Consider the following 19977-nt stretch of genomic DNA (forward strand, 5'->3'; position numbering starts at 1 on the left):
CTCCAAGAAAGAGATGAAGCGATACTTAGATGGGGTAATGCAGTCTCATGGCACGAGCTTCACACAACAGGTCCCTACCGTATTGATTACGATTAGACTCAAGGTACAAATTTTGGCCTATAACCCTAGGCGTATCGGATCCGTTGAGCGCAAAACGCAAAACAGGCCACCGAGATGTAATTCCCGATGACCTGCCGTAATAGCTGGTCGGGTTGACAGGATTTGAACCTGCGACCCCTTGACCCCCAGTCAAGTGCGCTACCAAACTGCGCCACAACCCGTTGTGCGCCTACGAAGGTTCTTGACACGCTCCCTCGCAAGACAGCTTGATCATATTACCGTTAGTTGTCGCGTATTTCAAGATGAAATTTGCCATCTTCCTCGATTATTGTCCGATTTCGCCAAACAGAATTGCGCAAACGCACAACCGCGCACCGGGCAAGGCGGGCAAGCTTCGCCCGGTGCGCGTACGAGCCGTTCGAAGGCGGCGCTCGCACTCGAACCACGGAGCGCGAGCGCCGAGCGCGAGTCCAAACGTGTGGATGGCGTGTGCAAGCGTCTTTTATTCGAACCGCGACGGAATAAGGGGCGCGAGCGCGTACACTGGTTGACGCGGTACAGTGCCGCTGTTGTTGGCAGGGGTCACAGGCGCGTGCCTGTCCTGCCCGTTGTTGCCCTTCGGGGCAGAAAGTTAGGTTTGCATGTCTACTGGTACAGTTAAATGGTTCAACGCTGACAAAGGCTATGGCTTCATCTCCCAGGAGGGCGGCGACGATCTGTTCGTCCACTTCAGCGAGATCCAGACCGACGGCTTCAAGACCCTTGAAGAGAACGCGCATGTCGAGTTCACCGTCGCCGTCGGCAACAACGGCAAGAGCCAGGCGACGATGGTTCACACCATCTAGTCCGATCATCATCTAAGTACGTTGAAGGGCCGCTCATGCGGCCCTTTTTTTATCGAGGAAGCACGTCGGAAGCCCTCGACGAGGAAGGACCGGAATCCATCAAAGGGCCTCGATCCTTCGTTTCCACGAGCAACGGCAACACGAATCGCATGCCGGCTGCGCGGCCGATCCCAACGCATTCGCCTCGCCCGGCACCTCGGAGACTTTTCTTTTGTCGCGCTCTGTTCGTCGACGCGCTCGTCGGTCCCCGCTCTTCAGCAGGATCGAACCCGTTCTCCGCGTCGCGACGGAAAGCCGTCGAGGCCTCAAACCTCTCGGTGGCGCGAATCTTCGAGATGCTACGCCCGGCCGGTGTCGGATGGTAAAATTCCTCGAGGTCGCTTGTTTTTGCTAAAATATCACGGTTATGCATGATCCTATTCGAGAATAATAAAAGAGGCAAGCGATTCATCTGGGATTTTATTTAATGATACATTCGCTTATATATAAAATGACGAGATAAATCGTTCACAAACGTCTTTTTTTAGCAGGAACGGGCTTGGAATGGGTTTTCTTCCGAATGGCAAGCGCCCCTCCCCGCAAAGAGAAGGGGCGCTTGCCGCCGACGTTATCCAAAGAACTGCACGGCCCTATCGAGGATCTCGTCGGCCAGGCGTTCCTTGGACATGAGAGGGAACTCCTCCACGTCGTCGGCGGAGACGAGCCACACTTCGTTGTCGTCGGTGCCGAAGGCGCGGCCCTCGCCCACCACGTTGCCCACGATGAGATCGGCATGCTTCGTCGCGAGCTTCTTCCGCGCGTTGGCCACCACGTTCTCCGTCTCGGCGGCGAAGCCCACCACCACCTGCCCGACGCGCTTGGCCGCGCCGAGCGTTGCCAGGATGTCGGGGTTCTCCACGAGCTCGATGGTGCCGAGGTCGGTGCCGGGCGCGCCCTTCTTCAGCTTGCGCGCTGCGGCCTCCTTTGGCCGCATGTCGGCCACGGCGGCTGAGAACACGGCCACGTCGGCCGCCGGGTAGGCCTCCTCGGCGGCGGCCAGCATGTCGCGCGCCGTCTTCACGTGCACGGTGCGCACGCCCTCGGGCGTCGCGAGCGCCGTCGGGCCCGACACGAGCGTGACGTCGGCCCCCCGCCGCGCCGCTGCCCGGGCGATGGCGTAGCCGGTCTTTCCCGACGAATGGTTCGAGATGTAGCGCACCGGATCGATGGGCTCCACGGTGGGCCCGGCCGTGACCAGCACGCGCCGTCCGGCCAGATCGCGGCTCACGCCCAGCTCCTCCAGCACGGCGGCCACGATGTCGGCCGGCTCCGCCAAGCGGCCGCGGCCCACGTCGCCGCAGGCTAGGTAGCCGTCGCCAGCCTCGACGATGCGCGCACCGCGTATGTGCAGCTTGCCGATGTTGTAGCGCGTCGCCGGGTTCTCGTACATGTTCACGTTCATGGCGGGTGCGATGACGAGCGGCGAGGTGCAGGCCAGCGCCGTCGTGGTCAAAAGGTCGTCGGCCAGGCCGTTCGCGATCTTCGCGATGACGTTGGCCGTGCACGGCGCGATGAGGAACACGTCGGCTTCCTGCGCCAACGACACGTGGTGGATGGGATCGGACGGGTCGTCGAACAGGCCCACGGCCACCGTCTCGTGGGTGAGGGCGCGAAACGTGGTGGGCCCCACGAACTCGGTGGCATGCTCGGTCATGACCACCTTCACCCGCACGCCGGCCTTCTGCAGAAGGCGCACGATCTCGCAGCTCTTGTACGCCGCGATGCAGCCCGTCACACCCACGAGCACCGTTTTCTGCGCTGCGGGGGCGCAGCTCTCCTCAGCGGCCATCAACGGCCTCCTTCCACATGGGGGCGCAGCACGTCGGCGAGCACCTTGACGTGCGCGCGGCTCTTGTCGAGGCAGGGCACGTACGCGAAATCGTCTTCGCGCGGCTCGCGGCCGGCCTTCCTGATCTGGTCGAAATAGTACGGCTTCAACTCGTGCTCGATGTCGTAAAGCGTCTCGAGGCAGTCCACGGCGAAGTTCGGGCACACGAAGAACACGCGGCCGACGTCGGCTTCGGCCCAGCGCGCCAGCACGTCGCGCGTGAACGGCGAGAGCCACTCGCGGCCCTTGTCGAAGCGGCACTGGTAGCCGATGGTCCAGCGGTTGCGCTCGATGCCCAGCTCGCCGGCTATCTGGAGGCTCGACGCGCCCGTCTGCAGCTCGTAGGTGTCGCCCGCTTCGATGTCGACGAGCGGAATGGAGTGGAACGAGAACAGCACCTTGTCGTCCGAGTCGGGGTCGAACCCGACGTGCCTGATGGATGCCGCGATGGCGCGCACGTAGGTGGGGTCGTCGTGGTAGTTGTCCACGAAGTCGCACGGCGCGTCCCAGCGCGCCTTCCTCAACGCGCGCTCCACGCCGTCGGAAACCGACCCCGTGGTGGAGTGGGCGCTCTGCGGGTAGAGCGGCAGCACGACCAGGCGCGTGCAGCCGGCATCCTTGAGCTCGCGCACGACGTCGTCCACGAACGGGGCGCTGTAGCTCATGGCGCAGCGCACGACGACGTCGAGGCCCTCGCCTTCGAGCTGGGCATCCAGACCGCGCGTGAGCTTGTCGTGGGCCACCGTGAAGGGAGAGCCCTCATCGGTCCATATCTTCCCGTACTTCTCCGCCGACGCGCGCCCGCGCTTGGGCAGGATGAACAGGTGGAGGACGAACCACCAGCCCACGCGGTTCATGGGGGCGATGCGCGGGTCCATGAGGAACCGGGCGAGGTACTTCCGCACGGCGCGCGGCCGCGGCTCGCCCGGCGTGCCGGTGTTCACCAGGAGAATTCCGGTGCGGTCCCCTGTTTGCACGATGTCGATCCCCTTCCCGTTCCCGAGCGGATCGCCGAAGCGAAACGGTTTCGATCCCACATGGTAAATCTGCTATAGTTTATCCCTATCGGCCCTTCGAGGAACGGACGAATGGAGAAAGAATCGAAAAACCCGGGTTCGCCCGACGCGGAGGGCGACGAGCCCGCCTCTCAAGGGGCGGCGTCCGCATGCGCCGGCGAGACGGAGGGCACCGGCCTGCTTCGCGAGGTGAAGCAGGAGGTCAAAGCCCAGGTTTTTCACAACACCGGCTACCTGCGCCTCGACTTCTTCACCTTGTTCTGGCTGTTCGTGGGAGGCTGCGTGTTCGGCCTGGTGGTGGAAACCGCGTTCCACGCCATCGTCTACGGAGGGCTGGAAAGCCGGGCGGGGCTCGTGTGGGGCCCCTTCTCCCCCATCTACGGCGTGGGCGCCGTGGCGCTGACGTTGTTCCTGAACCGCTTCTACCATTCGCACAACCTGGTGATATTCCTGGTTGCTATGGTAGTGGGTTCGGCGCTGGAGTACGTGACCAGCTGGGGCATGGAGTTTTTCTGGGGGGCTATCGCCTGGGATTACACGGGCACGTTCGGATCTATAAACGGACGCACGAACTTCGCGTTCGGCATGATGTGGGGGCTTTTGGGGCTGGTGTGGGTCCGCGTCATCCTGCCAATGGTCAAGCAGGCGTTCTCGCACGTGGACGCCAAGAGCGCGCTCGCACGCGCCCTCACGGCGGCCATGACCGTTTTCCTGGCCGTCGACGTGGTGGTCACGGTGCTGGCGCTCGACCGCGAGGGGCAGCGCGCCGTGGGCGTCCCCGCCGCCACGTGGGAACAGCGGTTCTTCGACGAGCACTTCCCCGACAGCTTCCTGCAATCGCGCATGCAGAACATGAGCGTGTACGGGAAGAAGTAGCGCGTTGCCGTCCTGAGCGGAGGCGGCTCCCTCTGTCATCCTGAGCGGCGCGCCGTTAGGCGCGGAGTCGAAGGATCCCGTGCGGCGTTAGCTGGAAGACTGACGGCTGCCGCCGCACGGGATCCTTCGTCCCCGCTTCGCGGAGCCTCCCTGCGCTCGCTTCGCGTGCTCGGGAGTTCGACAGTCCACCGGACTGTCGAATGCTTCGCTCGCTCAGGATGACAGGGACCTCGGCCTCGGGGATCTCTCTAGAAGTTCGAGCACCTCTTCGCCGGCTTCGGTGCGACCCATGCTGCGGCCTGCCAGGCCGTCGAGCGCGGCTTGCAGGTCGGCAGGGAGGCCGTCGGCGAACGACAGCTCCTCCCCCGTTTCGGGATGGGCGAAATCCAAACGGAACGAATGCAGGAACTGACGGTGCAGTCCGAGGTCGGCGCTGGGATCCTTGGGCGCGCGGGAGCGGTAGACCGGCTCGCCGACGAGCGGGTGCTTGGCGTATTCCATGTGCACGCGTATCTGATGGGTGCGCCCGGTGAACAGCTTGCAGTCGACGAGCGTGTAGCCGTCGTCGCGCGGACCGTGCTCGAAGCGCTCGAGCACGCGGAACGTGGTCACGGCGTCGCGCGCGGAAGGCGTGTCGCGCACGGCCATGCGCGTGCGCTCCTTCTCGGCGCGGGCGATGGGGGCGTCCACCATGCCGGTGTCGTGCGCGACCACGCCGTGCACGAGCGCCAGATAGCGGCGGTCGACGGCGCGGGCGCGTATATCCTCCATGAGCGCGTAACCCGCCTCGTCGGTCTTCGCCGCCAGCATGAGACCGCTCGTGTCGCGGTCGAGCCGGTGCACGATGCCCAAGCGGTCGTCCTCGCCCTGCACGTTGCACAGGTTCCCGGCCCCGCAATGGTAGACGAGCGCGTTCACCAGCGTGCCGTCGTAATGGTCGACGGACGGATGGCACACCAGGCCCACCTGCTTCGACAGCACGATGAGGTTCTCATCTTCGAAGCGGATGTCCAGGTCGATGGGCTCGCCCTCAAGCGCATGGACGGGCTCCTCCTCGGGCGCTTCGTACACCACGGTGTCGCCGGCCGCCACAGCGTGCTTCTTGGGCACGGTGGCGCCGTTCACGAACACGGCGCCCTCTTCGATGGCGCGCGCGGCGGCGCTGCGGCTGGGGTACAGGCCGCGCTCTGCCATGAGCGCGTCGAGGCGAGCGCCGGCATCGGCGGCGTCCACGATATGGCACAGCGACCGCGTCATCGTTCCCGCGGTCCTTCGCCGCCGGCCAGCGCGGCGGCTTCCCGGTCGGCACGGCGGTACGCAAGAACCATCCCCGCAACGAACAAAACGAAACCGCATGTCACCCCGATGTCGGCCACGTTGAACACCGGGAAGTCGATGAACACGGGCTCGATGAAGTCAACCACGTAGCCCAGCGTGAAACGGTCGAACGCATTGCCCAGGCCGCCCGCCACCACCAGCGCCACGCCCACCACCTCGATCAGGCTCGGACGGGGCGACAGGAAGAACAGGTACGCCACGAGCACGAGGCACACGGCGATCGACAGCACGCCCAGCAGGAACGTCGAATCGCCGAACATGCCCCAGGCCGCACCCGTGTTGTGCACGAGGCGGAACCGCACGAGCCCGAGAAACGGGCCCGCTATCACCTCGCCCAGGGAGTGCGAGCCGTTGAAGAAGCTTTTCGTGAGCGTGTCGAGGGCGAGCCAGGCGAGCGCCACCACGCCGAACACAAGCGTGTTGCGCGAGCGCTCCGCCTTCGGTTGCTGTCGGGCGTCGTCCTTTTCCGAAAGGGCGGGATCCTTCGACTCCGCTCCTTCGTCGCTCTGCTCCGGATGACAGGCGGGGGGCTGCCCCTCGCTTCGCTCCGGATTACGGACGAGGGGCTGCCCGTCGTTCCGCTCGGGATGATTGGGCATGCTACTCGCTTTCCGCGTAGCCGATGGCGTCGAGCGCGTCGCCGCAGCGCTCGCACACGAGCGGGTGATTCGCGTTGCCGCCGAGCTCGCGGTAGTTCCAGCAGCGCGGGCACTTCTCGGACTCGGTCTTCGCCACCGCCGCCGCCAGCTCGTCGCCCTCGACGAACGCGACCGACGCCACGATGAACAGCTCCTCGAACACCGCCGCGTCGTAGCGCTCCACCGCGTCGAGCACGCTCTTCGGCGCCGTCACGGTAACGGCCGCCTCCTGGCTCTTGTTCACGACCTTCTCGCCGCGCGCGTCCTCGAGCGCCTTCGTCACGATCTCGCGCACGCCCATGATCACGCCGAAGTCCTCGGCCACGCGCTCGGCCTCCGCAGGGATGGCGGGCATGAAGTCCGACAGCTCGGGCCATCCGGCCAGCTGCACGTTCGACGGGCGGCCGGCGCGCTCGCGCATGGCCTGGGGATAGTGCTCCCACACCTCGTCGGTCGTGAACGACAGGACGGGCGCCAGCACGCGCACGAGCACCTCTAAGATGTTCATGAGCACCGTCTGCACGGCGCGGCGGCGCGGCGAGTCGGGCGCCTCGGAGTACAGGCGGTCCTTCGTCGCGTCCATGTACACGGCGGACAGGTCGTTCACGATGTAGTCGTACACCGCACGGTACACGTAGTGGAACTTGTAGGCGTCGTAGGCGGCGTCCACGTCGGCCAGCAGATGCCGGGTGCGCACCATCGCCCACTGGTCGAGGGGCTCGAGCGCGTCCCAATCGGCGACGGCGTCCCGCTCGTCGTCGAAGTCGTCCAAGCTGCCCAGCAGGAAGCGGAACGTGTTGCGGATGCGACGGTACGCCTCGGAGGTGCGTTGCAGGATCTCGTCGGAGATGCTCACGTCCTGCGAGTAGTCGACGCTGGCCACCCACAGGCGCAGCACGTCGGCGCCGCTCTTCGCCATGACGTCGGCCGGGTCCACGCCGTTGCCCAGCGACTTCGACATCTTGCGACCCTCGCCGTCCACCGTGAAGCCGCAGTGCATGACGGACTTGTACGGCGGCACGCCGTAGGCGCCCATGCTGGTGAGCAGCGACGACTGGAACCAGCCGCGGTGCTGGTCGGAGCCTTCCAGGTACATGTCGGCCGGGAAGCGCAGGCCCTCGTCGGCACGATGCTTCAGCACGGAGGTGTGCGACACGCCGCTCTCCCACCACACGTCCAAGATGTCCTTCTCGGGCACGAGCTCCGTGTATCCGCACGTCTCGCACTTAACGCCGCGCGGCAGGTACTCGGACGGCTCGCGCGTGAACCACGCGTCGGCGCCCTCGCGGTAGAACAGGTCGATCACCGCGTCGAACGTCTGCTCGTTCGCCACGGTGCTGCCGCACTTCGCGCATTTGAACACGGGGATGGGCACGCCCCACGACCTCTGGCGCGAGATGCACCAGTCGGGGCGGTCGGCCACCATGGACCCGATGCGGTTCGACGCCCACGCGGGGATCCACTCCACGTCGTGCTCGATGGCCTTGAGCGCGTTCTCGCGCAGACTGTTCTTGTCCATGGACACGAACCACTGGTCGGTGGCGCGGAAGATGACCGGCTCGTGGCAGCGCCAGCAGTGCGGGTAGCTGTGCAGGATCTTCTTCTCGGCCACCAGCGTGCCGCGCTCGCGCAGCCACTCGATGATCGCCGGATTCGCCTCGTCCACGTCGAGGCCCGCGAAGGGGCCCGCTTCGTCGGTGAGCACGCCGTTGTCGTCCACGGGCATGAGCAGCGGCACGTCGAACTCGAGCGCCACCAGGTAGTCGTCCTGGCCGTGGCCGGGAGCCGTGTGCACCGCGCCCGTGCCGGAATCCAGCGTGACGTGGTCGCCGTAGATGACGGTGCCCTTGAGGTCCTGGCGGACGGGGCACGTGTAGGTGAGGCCGGTGAACTCGCGGCCCTTGAGCGAGACAGGCTCGCCGCCATCCCCGCGCACGAGGTCGTAGGACTCCCAACCCGCGATCTCGGCCACCTGCTCCACCAGCTCGCGCGCCATGATCATGTTGGAGCCGTCCGCTTGCACCATCACGTAGTCGGCGTCGGGCGCCAGCGACACGGCCGTGTTCGCCGGCAGCGTCCAGGGCGTCGTGGTCCAGATGAGCACGTAGGCGTCGCCGGTCGCCCCGGCGGCCTCGAACATGCCCGGCATGAGGTCCATTTTGAACTTCACGAAGATGGAGGGCGACGTCTCGTCCGAGTACTCGATCTCGGCCTCGGCGAGCGCGGTGTGGCAACGCTTGCACCAGTGGATGGGCTTGCGGCCGCGGTACACCGAGCCGTCCAAATACATCTTCTTGAACACCTCGACGTTGCCCGCCTCGTAGCTCGGCGTGAACGTGAGGTACGGGTGCTCCCAGTCGGCGTTCACGCCCAGGCGCTTGAAGCCCTCGCGCTGCACGCCCACGTACTTCTCGGCCCACTCGCGGCAGAGGCGCCGCAGCGTGGGCTGGTCGATCTTCGCCATCTTTTCGGGGCCGAGGGTCTTCTCCACCATGTGCTCGATGGGCTGGCCGTGGCAGTCCCAGCCGGGCACGTACGGCGTGAAGAAGCCGCGCTGCGCGTGGGACTTGTTCACGAAGTCCTTGAGGACCTTGTTGAAGGCGTGGCCGATGTGGATGGGGCCGTTCGCGTACGGCGGGCCGTCGTGCAGGATGAACGGCTTGCCGTCCTTGTTCTTCTCGAGCACCTGCTCGTAGATATGCTCTTCTTCCCATTTCGCCAGACGCTTCGGCTCGCTTTCGGGCAGGTTCGCCCGCATCGCGAAGTCGGTCTTCGGCAGGTTCATCGTCTCTTTGTAACTGTTCGCCACGGGGTGCCGTACCTTTCATCCTGTGCATGCGTGTCAGGGCGTTTCAGATTCAAACCTGTATAGTATAGGCGAAACCGCCTGCTTTCCCCGGCGCTTCGCCTTACTTTTCAAAATTGTGACATAGGCGGCGCCTGAGATATAGGTATACTTTGCAGGGTATACAACGACGCCGTTTCGCGGCGGCCACGCGCATCGGAGGAACGACATGGAATTTGAGATCGTCACCGACTCGAGCAGCAACCTGATCGAGGACATGATCGACGAGTTCGGCCTGCACATCCTGCCCCTCACCTTCATGGTGAACGGCGAGGACACCGTGTACCAAAGCTACCTCAAGGGCGAGCACACCGACCTGGCGCAGTTCTACACCATGATGCGCGACGGCAAGGTCATCACCACGTCGCTGCCGAACCTCGCGGAGTCCGAGGCGCTCATGCGCGGGTTGCTTGAGCAGGGTCGCGACATCCTGTACCTGGGCTTTTCCAGCGGCCTGTCCGGCACCTACGAGGCCACCGAGCTGCTCATGCGCGATTTGGCGAAGGAGTTCCCCGACCGCAAGCTTTTCGCCGTGGACACGCTGGCCGCCTCCGGCGGCGAGGGCCTGCTCATTTGGCACGCCGTGCAGCGCGCCCGCGCCGGAGCCTCCATCGACGAGGTGCGCGACTGGGTTGAAGACCACAAGCTGAACCTGGCGCACTGGTTCACGGTGGACGACCTCATGTTCCTGTTCCGCGGCGGGCGCGTGTCGAAGACGAGCGCCTGGGCTGGCACGATGCTCAACATCAAGCCGGTCATGCACGTGGACGACGAGGGCCGCCTCGTCCCGCTGGAGAAGGTGCGCGGCCGCAAGAAGTCGCTGAACGCGCTGGTCGACCACATGGAGAAGTCGGCGATCGCCCCCATCGATGAGCAGATGGTGTTCATCACGCACGGCGACTGCCTTGAAGAGGCCGAGTACGTGGCCGAGCAGGTGAAATCGCGCTTCGGCGTGAAGGAGGTCGTCATCAACTACGTCGACCCCGTCATCGGCGCCCACTCCGGCCCGGGAACGATGGCCCTGTTCTTCCTGGCCGACAAACGGTAATCGCCCTCTGTCATCCTGAGCGGAGGCCGCAGGCCGGAGTCGAAGGATCTTCGAGCACGGAAGACTTCCTTCGCCGAAGATCCTTCGACTCGCTTCGCTCGCTCAGGATGACAACCTGGGAGCATCCGGTCGGAAAACTCCTCCGACATGCACGAATACTACGTGTACATCATGAGCAATCCTGGACGCACCGTCCTGTATGTCGGCGTGACCAACAGCCTTGAGCGCCGGGTCGCCGAGCATAAGTCGCATGCCCTGCCGGGCTTCACCGACAAGTACAACGTCATCGATCTCGTGTATTACGAGCAATGCGGGCACATCGAGGATGCGATACAAAGGGAAAAGCAGCTTAAAGGCTGGAGCCGCAAGAAAAAGAACGCGCTCGTCGAATCGTTGAATCCCGACTGGCGAGATCTCGCCGCAGAATAAGCCGCTTGTCATCCTGAGCGAGCGAAGCAAGTCGAAGGATCTTCGAGCACGGAGGATTCCCTTCGCCGAAGATCCTTCGACTCCGGCCTACGGCCTCCGTTCAGGATGACAACCTGGAGTTACTTGTAGTCCGCCGGGTTCTTGCTGGCGGAGCCGGTGGTGTTCTCGTCGGCGCGCAGTTCGCGGCCGAAGCGGACGGCATCCTCGCCGAAGCGGTTCTTCACCAGATCGGTGGCCTCGATGAGGCCGCGGCGCTTCCCCTCGTCCTTTATCACGGGCTCCACGTCGTTGTCGTTGGGAGCCACGTCTCCCAGGTCGAACAGGCTCTCCTGCACGCCCTCCTCGGCGGCGAAGCCGGTCATGCTCACGCCGATGAGCCGCACGGGCGTGCCGGGGCGCCACACCTCGTCCATCATGCGGTAGAGCAAGGGCGTGTAGGCCAGCTCGTCGTCGCTCGGATGATCCAGGCGGCGCTGCACCGAGCGCACCGTGCGGTCGTCATAGCGCACTTTCAACCCGAGCGTTCGGCCGGCGAGCCCCTTGCGACGAAGGCGTCGCCCCACCTTCGCGGCCATGGTGGCTATGGCGGCCTCCACCTCGTCGCGCTCGGTGAGGTCCACGGCGAACGTCGTCTCGTTCGACACCGACTTCACGGGGTCGTCCGTGACGACGGGCGCGTCGTCGCCTCCGTTGGCCCGAACGTACATGACGTGGCCGTTCTTGCCGAACAGGCGCACGAGCGCCGCCTCGCCGGCGTCGGCAATATCCCCCAGCGTCTCGATGCCGCGGCCTTTGAGCTTCTGCTCGGCCGCCGCGCCGATGCCGCTCATAACGCGCACGGGAAGCGGCGCCAGAAAGCCTCGTTCGCGCCCGGGGTACACCACGGTGAGCCCCTGGGGCTTGTCCATGTCCGAGGCGATCTTCGCGACGGTCTTCGACGTGCCCACGCCGATGGAGCACGTCACGCCCAGCTCCTTCACGCGCTGCTGGATGCGGCGCGCCACGGCCGCAGGGTGCTCGCGGTTCACCGGCGTGGGGCTCACGTCGCAGAACGCCTCGTCGATGCTCACCTGCTGCACATGGGGCGTCTCGGAGCGCAGGATGTCCATGATGGCGTTCGACATCTCGCGGTAGCGATCGAAGTGGCCGTGCGTCCAAATGCCGTCCGGGCACAGGCGCCTCGCCATGGATGCGGGCATGGCGCTGTGCACCCCGAAGCGGCGCGCCTCGTAGGACGCCGTGGACACCACGCCGTGCTTGTCCGCGTCGCCGCCCACGATGACGGGCTTGCCGCGCCAGGCGGGATGGTCCAGCTGCTCCACCGAAGCGAAGAACGCGTCCAGATCCACCAACAGGATGGCGGGGCCCTCCCACGGCTCGAGCGGAAGGAGGCCCTCCGCACCGCCGCCGCGCGCGTCGATGCCCCCGGCGGCGACGTCGGGAGCAGAGGCGTCCGGAAAGGACGCGGCGGTCTGCGGGAATTCTTCTTTCATTGCGCGAATTAGTCTACCATGCCGGGCACGGCCGTTGGAAACTTGTGCTAGGATAATCATTTCCCCGCAACCTCCGCGCCTCGACGCGGGCGGGGTGGTTGACATACACGGCCGCGCTTGAATCTGCCACCTGCTGAAACGTCCCCCCAGATTCCCCTCAAGCCCACCGCGGTCCGCACAAGGGAAGAGACGGGAAGGAGAGACGAATGTCGAACGGATGCGATGCGGCACCCGGCGTGCGCGCCGCGGTCACCGCGCTGCCTGAGCAGCTGCTCTCCCCGCCCTACGAGCTGCGCACCGAGATGAACTGGATAGACTTCTCGGGAACGGCCAATCCGCTGGGCACCCCGCCCTCGTTCATCCGCGCCATGGAGGCCGCGCTCGCCGCCGGCGAGCTGAACTACTCCCCCGACCGCGAGGCGCACACGCTGCGCAGCGCGCTGGCACGCCAGCACGGCATGCCCGTGGAATCGTTCCTGGTGGGATCTACCGTGGGCGACATGGTGCGCGCCGTGGCGCAAACCTACCAGCCCTGCACCGTGGGCGTGGCCGTTCCGGGACCGGTGGAATACGCGCTGGCGGCCGGAAACGCCGGGCACCGCGTGGTGGAGATCACGAGCCCTGCGGGCTTCGTCATGCCCGACCCGGTCTCGGCGGCGCGCCACGGCGTCCTCTTCGATGCGGCGGTGCTGGCCAACCCGGGCTACCCCACGAGCCGCCTGCTGCCGCTTCCCACGTTGCTGGCCTATCTGGACGCGTGCACATGGGTCGTCGTGGACGAACGCTCCATCGAACTCACCTTGGGCGGCGAGAGCGTGGTGCCGCTCGTCAAGGAGCATCGCAACCTCGTGGTCGTCCGCTCGTTCTGCGAGCCGTACGCCATGCCGGGCATTCCCATAAGCTACTGCGTGGCGCACCCCGACACCGTCGCGCAGATCGCGCGCTTCTACGACAGCTCGGGCGTCCCGATGTTCGCCGAAGTCCTGGGCGAGCTGGCCTTGGCCGAAGCCGAGCACCTGGAGCGCACGCGCGAGTTCCTGGATTCCGAGATACCGTGGATGCAGTGCATGCTCAGCCTGGTGCCGGGCATCGACATATTCCCCGCCGAGGCGAACTACGTCATGTGCGCGTTCGACCACGGACCCGACCTGAACCTGGGCGTGGCGAGCACCGAGGAGCTGGCCGCGCGCCTGCAGCTAGCCGGGTTCCTCATCCGCAAGCTGCAGGGCACGCCGGGCCTCGCCAACGGGAAGTACTTCTGCGTGGCGGTGCGCACGCGCGACGACAACGAGAAGCTCATCGCCGCCCTGCGCGAGATCATCGTGGGGTGCTAGGGGCCTACTCGATGCCCGTGACCTCGTAGTCGGCGTCCACGACGGCCGCTTTCAACATTTCGTCGGGCACGTCGTGCGACAGATTCGCCGTCGCAGTGCCCGCGTCGAGATCGACGACGGCCTCCTCGACGCCTTCCACGCCCTCGAGCGCCTTCTTCACGCGCTTGACGCAGTGCTCGCACATCATGCCCTCCACGTGCAGGGTCTTCTCCATGACGATCTCCTTCCCTTGAGGCGCTTTTGTGCCGATCGAATCCGATTCCACATGGTTCGCAGGCGCGCTTTCGGACGCGCCTGAGACGTTCTCGGCCGCGGGCTCGGCGGCGAGGGCCGCCGCCGAGAACCTCGGCTTCCAGCCGCGCAGGCGCAACGCGTTGCTCACCACGCACACCGAGCTCAAGGACATGGCGGCAGCGGCTATCATGGGGTTCAGGTTCACGCCCATGAACGCCAGCGCGCCGGCCGCCACGGGAATGCACACGGCATTGTAGAACAGCGCCCAGAACAGGTTCTGCTTGATGTTGCGCATGGTGGCGCGCGACAGCTGGACGGCGGCCGGCACGTCCATGAGGTCGCTTTTCATGAGCACGACGTCGGCGCTCTCGATGGCCACGTCGGTGCCGGCCCCGATGGCGATGCCGATGTCGGCGCGCGCGAGGGCGGGCGCGTCGTTGATGCCGTCGCCCACCATGGCCACCTTGCCGGCCTGCGACAGGCGGCGGATCTCGCGTTCCTTGCCTTCCGGCAGCACGCCGGCGATGACCTCGTCCACGCCCACCTCGCGCTGGATGGCGGCGGCGGTGCGCTCGTTGTCGCCCGTGAGCATGACCGTGCGCACGCCCATGGCGCGCAGCTCCTCGACCGCGGCGCGGCTCGTGGGCTTCACCGTGTCGGCCACGGCGATCACGCCGAGCAGCTCGCCGTCTGCGGCGAAGAGCAGCGGCGTCTTGCCGTCGTCCGCGAGCGCGTGGGCGGCCGCCGCGAGGTCGCCCGCGTCGACGCCGCGGGACTCCATCATGCGCAGGTTGCCGGCGAGCACGGGGACGTCGTCGACGAGCGCCGCGATGCCCTCGCCCGGCACCTGCTTGAAATCTTCGACCAGCAGGGGGTACGCGCCGCGCTCGCGGGCGTACGCGCACACCGCGCGGGCCAGCGGATGCTCTGAGCGGCCCTCGACGGACACCGCCGCCTCCAACAGGCGCTCCTCCGGCACGCCCGGGGCCGCCGCAACGTCGGTCACGCTCGGTGCGCCCTCGGTCACGGTGCCGGTCTTGTCGAGCACGACGGTCCTCACGTCGTGCGCGCCCTCCAGCGCCTCGGCCGACTTCACCAGGATGCCGCTCTTCGCGCCGCGCCCGGTGCCCACCATGATGGCCGTGGGCGTGGCCAGCCCGAGCGCGCACGGGCACGAGATCACGAGCACCGAGATGGCGTGCGACATGGCCGTTTCCAGCCCCGACCCCAGCACCATCCAGATGGCGAACGTGGCCAGCGCGATGACGATGACGATGGGCACGAACACGCCGCTGATGCGGTCGGCTATCTTCTCGATGGGGGCCTTGGAGCTGGTGGCGTCGTCCACGAGGCGGATGATGCTCGCCAGCGTGGTGTCGTCGCCCACCCGCGTGGCCCTCATGGTGAAGTAGCCCGTGCGGTTCACCGTGGCGCCCGTGACCGCGTCGCCCGCCGCCTTGTCCACCGGCACCGACTCGCCCGTGATGGCCGACTCGTCCACCGAGCCCGAGCCCTCCACCACCACGCCGTCAACCGGCACGCCCTCGCCGGCGCGCACGGCCAGCACGTCGCCCTCGCGCACGTCGTCGGCCAGGATCTGCTCCTCGGAACCGTCCTCGCCCACGCGCACGGCCGTCTTGGGCGCCAGATCCATGAGCGAGGCGATGGCGTCGGTCGTGCGGCCCTTCGCTCGCGCCTCGAAGTACTTGCCCAGCGTGATGAGCGTGAGGATCATGGCCGCGCTCTCGAAGTACAGGTCCATGCCCGCCATGTGCGCCGCGTGCAGGTCGCCCGCGCCGAGCGCGTAGGCGATGCGGTACATGGCGTACACGCCGTACACCGTGGCGGCGGTCGAGCCGAGCGCGATGAGCGAGTCCATGTTGGGGGATCCGCGGAAGAGCGTCTTGAAGCCCACGCGGAAGAACTTGAAGTTCACGAACACCACGGGCGCGAGCAGCAGCAGCTGCGTGAGCGCGAACGCCATGATGCTCCGCTCGTCCGCGAGGAACCCCGGCAGCGGCCAACCGAACATGTGGCCCATGGAGATGTAGAACAAGGGGACGGTGAAGACGAACGACACGATGAGCCGGGTCTTCACCCGTTTGGCCTCTGCGGCCGCGGCGCTCACCGGAGACGGCGCGCCGGCCGCGCGGGCCGGGGAACCGCTTCCGGCAGCCGCTCCTTTCGCCGCGCGCGGAACGGCGCCGTAGCCTGCCTTGTCCACGGCCGAGCTCACGGCCGCGAGCGTGCCGGGATCGCCGTCGTAGTCGACCTCCATGCTGTTCTTCAGCAGGTTCACCGCGGCATGGCTCACGCCGGGAACCGCCCTCGCCGTCTTCTCGACGCGCGCCGAGCACGCCGCGCAGGTCATGCCCGTCACATCGAACGTCTGCTTCATCGTTGTCCTTTCCAGCGGCCTAAGCAAGCACAATGCCTGGTTTGTCATCCTGAGCGAGCGTAGTGCTGTTTGTCATCCTGAGCGAGCGCAGCATTCGACAGTCCGGTGGACTGTCGAACTCCCGAGCACGCGAAGCGAGCGCAGGGAGGCCCCGCGAAGCGGGGACGAAGGATCCCGTGCGGCGCCAGCTGTAACTCTTCCCGCTGTCACCGCACGGGATCCTTCGACTCCGCACCTTCGGTGCTCCGCTCAGGATGACATTCGGGTGCTGCGGCGTTAGCTAGCGCGAGAACTTCTTCATGAGCTGCATGACCTCGTCGACGACCTCGACGTTGCCGCGCTGGATCTGCTCGACCACGCACGTCTCCAGATGGTTCTGCAGAAGCTTGCTCGACACGCTGTGGACGGCGCTTTCGGCCGCCGCCAGCTGCGTGAGCACGTCGCCGCAGTAGCGGTTGTCGTCGAGCATGGCCTTCACGCCGTTGAGCTGGCCGATAACGCGGTTGAGCCGTTTTTGCAGATCGGCCTGCAGCGCCTCGTCGCGCGGCGTCTCCTTGCGGCGGCACGCGCATGACGCGCCCGTGCACTCGCCCATATCCGTCATCGCCGCTCCTTTCGAACGTCGCTTTATACCCCTGGAGGGTATCTTACAGCGGCAAGTATATACCCCATAGGGGTATTGTCAAGCGCTATTTGCCAGAACGTTGAGGCGACGTCATGCAAAGGGCGCATAGCGACGGCGAATAGCGACATGCGGAAATCTGCCGTCCTTTGAGCCGAGGATGCGGAATCGCTGCGTGCGAATGGTAGAATTGCCCGCCAACCGACCGAAGGGAAACGCCGTGACCACCGTCGAATCAGTGAAGGACGTCAAAGAGAGCAGACCCAGCGTGCAGGTGGCCGTGATCTCGATGCTCTTGCTCCCCATCGTGGGCGTGTGTTGCCTGCTGTTTCCGGAATTCGCGGAGGAGGCGCTTCCGTGGTACCTCGGCGTGCCCATGGTGCTCTCGTCCGTGGGCAGCATCGTGGCGGCCGTGCGCGAGCGCGACGCCGACGCGGGTCGGTCGAGCATGGGGTCGGCCATCGTGCTGTGCGTGCTCGGCCTGGTCATCATCGTGCATGGAGCGAACTCCACCATGTTCATCGGCATCGTATGGGGACTGCTCGGGCTGTTCAAGGCCGCACGGGAGTTCGACGACATATTCTCCGACATCAAGCAGAGGAAGCCCTTCGTCATCGCGCTCGCCTTCTGCGTGTTCCAGCTCGTCTTGGCCGTGCTGCTCGTCGTGAACCCGTTCGCGAACCTGGAGCACCACCTTATCCTGCTGGGCATCGAGCTCATCGTGTACCCCTTCAAGCTACACCGCACGCACGGCAAGCTGAGGATAGAGGCCGAGGCGTAGCGAAGCGCGCGGCTTCTTCGCAGGACAAGCGCTCCGCTCCGCGGCAGGTGCGGCTCGCCGCCGGATCGGCTAAAGCTCCTCGCCGCGCGTCGAGATAGTGACGACCTCGAGGGGCACGTCCTTGCCGCTGCGGGCGAGTGCGGTACGGGCGGCTTGTTCGAGGCCACCGCAGCAGGGCACTTCCATGCGGGCGACGGCGACCGACGCCACGTCGTTGCGCGCGAATATCTCGGTCAGCTTTTCCGCGTAGTCGACGCCGTCGAGCTTGGGGCAGCCGACCACCGTGGTTCTCCCGCGCATGAAACGACGGTGGAAGTCGGCGCAGGCGAACGCGGTGCAGTCGGCCGCCACGAGCACGCAGGCACCTGCGAAACACGGCGCCTGCACCGGCACGAGTTTGATCTGAATAGGCCATTGGGCCAGTTCGGACTTCGAAACCCCGACGTCTTCGCCAATCGAAGGACGGGATACGGAGCTGGCCGTATCTTTCGCCGCATCGTCCTCTTCGACAAAGAACCGTGAGAGCGACCCGGGGCACCCGTCCGCCGGGCGACCCTCCGTCCCGCTCTTCGCCGCGAGCACCGCCCCTTCGTCGTAGGCGGCGGCTTCGCGCTTCACGAACGAGATGGCCCCGGTCGGGCACGCGGGCAGGCAGTCGCCCAGTCCGTCGCAGTAATCGTCGCGCAGAAGCCGCGCCTTGCCGCCCACCAGCCCGATGGCACCTTCATGGCACGCCCTCACGCAAAGCCCGCATCCGTCGCATGCCACGTCATCTATCTTTATTACCGTGCGGATCATAACCGCTCCCTTCGCAACGTCCTCGTTCTTCCAGCGGCCGAACTTACCAGCCTCGTGCCTTGCCCCAACATATCGATGAAGCGTAGCAGAGGGGCTATAGTCTTTCCGTTGTAAATACAACAGAAAGACCACTTCTTATCACGCCACGTCCTTCCGCGAATCGAAAATTCGTTTTCGATTTCGCATTGCCGGCCGCCTTCGATTATCAACTTCCGTTTTCCGCATCCGAAACTTCCATCGTTGGCATCCGCGCCTCTGCCATCGAGCTCAGTAGCATTCTTACCCCGTCGCACTCCGGTAGCATCCTTATTCCGTCGCTCCTTGTTTGCATCGTCATGATGTTCCGCTTCATTGTTTCACGTGAAACATTTGTTCGTTATTCGCTTTCGAGAGTCGAAATCGATACTAGACGAATCGTTTTCACATGCTGAAAAATTGAATTTCAAAAGCGAAAAGAAAAATCATGAGGAGGCATGCGAAAACATGCCCCTACCCTCTTGACAGCCTGGGCGCTCTCCCTATACTTATGAACAGTTGTTCATATGATAAGAGGTCGAAAAATGAAAACGAAACGAACGAGCCAAAGCGAACCGGCGACCGCGCAAGCGGCGCACGACCACGGCTGCGCATGCGGCAGCGCCGAGCACCTCTCGCCCGACCAGCCGCCCGAAGGCCTGCCCGACGAAGAGCTGCTCTACGACCTGGCCGACCTGTTCAAGGTGTTCGGCGACACCACGCGCATCAAGATACTCTACGCCCTCATGGGCACGGAGCGGTGCGTGGCCGACATCGCCGAGCTCATCGGCGCCACGCAGAGCGCCGTGTCGCACCAGCTGCGCACCCTCAAGCAGGCGCGCCTCGTGAAGTTCCAGCGCGACGGCAAGAACGTCATCTACTCGCTGTCGGACGACCACGTGTACACCATGCTCTCCCAGGGCCTCACCCACATCTGCGAGTAGCTCGTCTGGCTGCCGCGGCACGGGATCCTTCGACTCCGCGCCGCGCGCCGCACTCAGGATGGCATCGAAACGAAAGGAACCCTCATGCGCAAGTCCTTCAAACTCCAAGACCTCGATTGCGCGAACTGCGCCGCCAAAATGGAGAGCGGCATCAACGGCATCGATGGCGTGAAGAGCGCCTCCATCAGCTTCATGACGCAAAAGCTGGTGCTCGAGGCCGACGACGATCGCTTCGACGCGGTGCTCGACGAGGCGCAGCGCATCTGCGCGAAGTGCGAGCCCGATTGCGTCATCGTGCGCTGATTCTAGCATCGTACATCATACACCCTATCATCTTGAGCGAGCGAAGCAGCTTGTCATCCTGAGCTGAGACCGTAGGCCGGAGTCGAAGGATCC

Annotated in this window: 17 protein-coding genes and 1 tRNA gene; 8 read left to right on the forward strand and 10 right to left on the reverse strand. The window is 65.3% G+C overall.

Annotated elements, in window-relative coordinates; translation table 11 throughout:
* Window positions 1-204 precede the first annotated feature (204 nt).
* Window positions 205-281 (reverse strand) — tRNA-Pro (locus C1878_RS15180).
* 420 nt (window positions 282-701) lie between these two features.
* On the opposite strand from C1878_RS15180, the gene C1878_RS15185 reads away from it, so the two are divergent.
* Window positions 702-905 carry a cold-shock protein gene (locus tag C1878_RS15185; RefSeq protein WP_080143009.1) on the forward strand — a complete coding sequence of 68 codons (204 nt, stop codon included), beginning with the start codon at window positions 702-704 and terminating at the stop codon, window positions 903-905.
* A gap of 607 nt (window positions 906-1512) precedes the next feature.
* Here the strand turns inward: C1878_RS15185 and coaBC are convergent.
* The gene (gene coaBC, locus C1878_RS15190) at window positions 1513-2733 is read right to left on the reverse strand and encodes a bifunctional phosphopantothenoylcysteine decarboxylase/phosphopantothenate--cysteine ligase CoaBC (RefSeq protein ID WP_114602450.1); all 1221 of its coding nucleotides are present in this window, start codon (window positions 2731-2733) and stop codon (window positions 1513-1515) included.
* Window positions 2733-3749: a ferrochelatase gene (gene hemH / locus C1878_RS15195; protein WP_241963786.1), complete on the reverse strand. Its 1017-nt coding sequence runs from the start codon at window positions 3747-3749 to the stop codon at window positions 2733-2735. Before hemH ends, coaBC begins: the two co-directional genes overlap by 1 nt.
* Before the next feature lie 111 nt (window positions 3750-3860).
* Between hemH and C1878_RS15200 the strand changes: the two genes are divergently transcribed.
* Window positions 3861-4664, forward strand: a complete 804-nt coding sequence (locus tag C1878_RS15200; RefSeq protein ID WP_114602451.1) for a putative ABC transporter permease — start codon at window positions 3861-3863, stop codon at window positions 4662-4664.
* 213 nt (window positions 4665-4877) lie between these two features.
* Here C1878_RS15200 and C1878_RS15205 read toward each other — a convergent pair whose 3' ends face one another.
* Genes C1878_RS15205 through ileS form a run of 3 tightly spaced genes read right to left on the reverse strand, consistent with a single transcriptional unit; the run spans window position 4878 to window position 9449 of the window.
* The gene (locus tag C1878_RS15205; protein ID WP_114602452.1) at window positions 4878-5921 is read right to left on the reverse strand and encodes an RluA family pseudouridine synthase; all 1044 of its coding nucleotides are present in this window, start codon (window positions 5919-5921) and stop codon (window positions 4878-4880) included.
* Window positions 5918-6601: a signal peptidase II gene (gene lspA, locus C1878_RS15210; protein WP_114602453.1), complete on the reverse strand. Its 684-nt coding sequence runs from the start codon at window positions 6599-6601 to the stop codon at window positions 5918-5920. Before lspA ends, C1878_RS15205 begins: the two co-directional genes overlap by 4 nt.
* A gap of 1 nt (window position 6602) precedes the next feature.
* Complete coding sequence (gene ileS, locus C1878_RS15215; protein ID WP_114602454.1) at window positions 6603-9449, reverse strand: isoleucine--tRNA ligase; 2847 nt, start codon at window positions 9447-9449, stop codon at window positions 6603-6605.
* A gap of 205 nt (window positions 9450-9654) precedes the next feature.
* Here ileS and C1878_RS15220 point away from each other — a divergent pair, with 205 nt between their 5' ends.
* Both C1878_RS15220 and C1878_RS15225 read left to right on the forward strand, forming a co-directional pair.
* Window positions 9655-10533 (forward strand): DegV family protein, encoded by an 879-nt coding sequence (locus C1878_RS15220; protein WP_114602455.1) that lies wholly within the window; start codon window positions 9655-9657, stop codon window positions 10531-10533.
* 147 nt (window positions 10534-10680) lie between these two features.
* Complete coding sequence (locus tag C1878_RS15225; RefSeq protein ID WP_114602456.1) at window positions 10681-10962, forward strand: GIY-YIG nuclease family protein; 282 nt, start codon at window positions 10681-10683, stop codon at window positions 10960-10962.
* 119 nt (window positions 10963-11081) lie between these two features.
* Here the strand turns inward: C1878_RS15225 and dinB are convergent, their stop codons facing one another.
* The gene (gene dinB, locus C1878_RS15230; protein ID WP_114602457.1) at window positions 11082-12455 is read right to left on the reverse strand and encodes a DNA polymerase IV; all 1374 of its coding nucleotides are present in this window, start codon (window positions 12453-12455) and stop codon (window positions 11082-11084) included.
* A 206-nt stretch (window positions 12456-12661) separates the two neighbouring features.
* Between dinB and C1878_RS15235 the strand changes: the two genes are divergently transcribed.
* On the forward strand, window positions 12662-13789 hold the full coding sequence (locus tag C1878_RS15235) for a histidinol-phosphate transaminase (protein ID WP_114602458.1): 1128 nt from the start codon (window positions 12662-12664) through the stop codon (window positions 13787-13789).
* A gap of 4 nt (window positions 13790-13793) precedes the next feature.
* Here the strand turns inward: C1878_RS15235 and C1878_RS15240 are convergent, their stop codons facing one another.
* Window positions 13794-16421 carry a heavy metal translocating P-type ATPase gene (locus C1878_RS15240; protein WP_114602459.1) on the reverse strand — a complete coding sequence of 876 codons (2628 nt, stop codon included), beginning with the start codon at window positions 16419-16421 and terminating at the stop codon, window positions 13794-13796.
* Window positions 16422-16701: 280 nt separating this feature from the next.
* Complete coding sequence (locus C1878_RS15245; RefSeq protein WP_114602460.1) at window positions 16702-17025, reverse strand: metal-sensing transcriptional repressor; 324 nt, start codon at window positions 17023-17025, stop codon at window positions 16702-16704.
* A gap of 238 nt (window positions 17026-17263) precedes the next feature.
* On the opposite strand from C1878_RS15245, the gene C1878_RS15250 reads away from it, so the two are divergent.
* The gene (locus C1878_RS15250; RefSeq protein WP_241963787.1) at window positions 17264-17824 is read left to right on the forward strand and encodes a DUF308 domain-containing protein; all 561 of its coding nucleotides are present in this window, start codon (window positions 17264-17266) and stop codon (window positions 17822-17824) included.
* 69 nt (window positions 17825-17893) lie between these two features.
* Here the strand turns inward: C1878_RS15250 and C1878_RS15255 are convergent, their stop codons facing one another.
* Window positions 17894-18622, reverse strand: a complete 729-nt coding sequence (locus C1878_RS15255; protein WP_114602462.1) for a 4Fe-4S dicluster domain-containing protein — start codon at window positions 18620-18622, stop codon at window positions 17894-17896.
* A gap of 560 nt (window positions 18623-19182) precedes the next feature.
* Here C1878_RS15255 and C1878_RS15260 point away from each other — a divergent pair.
* Complete coding sequence (locus C1878_RS15260; RefSeq protein ID WP_114602463.1) at window positions 19183-19581, forward strand: metalloregulator ArsR/SmtB family transcription factor; 399 nt, start codon at window positions 19183-19185, stop codon at window positions 19579-19581.
* An 84-nt stretch (window positions 19582-19665) separates the two neighbouring features.
* Entirely contained in the window at window positions 19666-19884 is a 219-nt protein-coding gene (locus C1878_RS15265) for a cation transporter (RefSeq protein ID WP_114602464.1), read from the forward strand.
* Window positions 19885-19977: the final 93 nt, after the last annotated feature.

The sequence above is a fragment of the Gordonibacter sp. 28C genome (assembly GCF_003339845.1).
GTDB lineage: Bacteria > Actinomycetota > Coriobacteriia > Coriobacteriales > Eggerthellaceae > Gordonibacter.

What these genes read in the sequence shown, in the direction of transcription:
- C1878_RS15205 (WP_114602452.1), bottom strand. Translation starts at nt 5,921, where the DNA reads ATGACGCGGTCGCTGTGCCATATCGTGGACGCCGCCGATGCCGGCGCT.
- lspA (WP_114602453.1), bottom strand. Translation starts at nt 6,601, where the DNA reads ATGCCCAATCATCCCGAGCGGAACGACGGGCAGCCCCTCGTCCGTAAT.
- C1878_RS15235 (WP_114602458.1), top strand. Translation starts at nt 12,662, where the DNA reads ATGTCGAACGGATGCGATGCGGCACCCGGCGTGCGCGCCGCGGTCACC.
- C1878_RS15255 (WP_114602462.1), bottom strand. Translation starts at nt 18,622, where the DNA reads ATGATCCGCACGGTAATAAAGATAGATGACGTGGCATGCGACGGATGC.
- C1878_RS15240 (WP_114602459.1), bottom strand. Translation starts at nt 16,421, where the DNA reads ATGAAGCAGACGTTCGATGTGACGGGCATGACCTGCGCGGCGTGCTCG.
- dinB (WP_114602457.1), bottom strand. Translation starts at nt 12,455, where the DNA reads ATGAAAGAAGAATTCCCGCAGACCGCCGCGTCCTTTCCGGACGCCTCT.
- C1878_RS15245 (WP_114602460.1), bottom strand. Translation starts at nt 17,025, where the DNA reads ATGACGGATATGGGCGAGTGCACGGGCGCGTCATGCGCGTGCCGCCGC.
- C1878_RS15185 (WP_080143009.1), top strand. Translation starts at nt 702, where the DNA reads ATGTCTACTGGTACAGTTAAATGGTTCAACGCTGACAAAGGCTATGGC.
- C1878_RS15260 (WP_114602463.1), top strand. Translation starts at nt 19,183, where the DNA reads ATGAAAACGAAACGAACGAGCCAAAGCGAACCGGCGACCGCGCAAGCG.
- C1878_RS15220 (WP_114602455.1), top strand. Translation starts at nt 9,655, where the DNA reads ATGGAATTTGAGATCGTCACCGACTCGAGCAGCAACCTGATCGAGGAC.
- C1878_RS15200 (WP_114602451.1), top strand. Translation starts at nt 3,861, where the DNA reads ATGGAGAAAGAATCGAAAAACCCGGGTTCGCCCGACGCGGAGGGCGAC.
- C1878_RS15265 (WP_114602464.1), top strand. Translation starts at nt 19,666, where the DNA reads ATGCGCAAGTCCTTCAAACTCCAAGACCTCGATTGCGCGAACTGCGCC.
- coaBC (WP_114602450.1), bottom strand. Translation starts at nt 2,733, where the DNA reads ATGGCCGCTGAGGAGAGCTGCGCCCCCGCAGCGCAGAAAACGGTGCTC.
- C1878_RS15225 (WP_114602456.1), top strand. Translation starts at nt 10,681, where the DNA reads ATGCACGAATACTACGTGTACATCATGAGCAATCCTGGACGCACCGTC.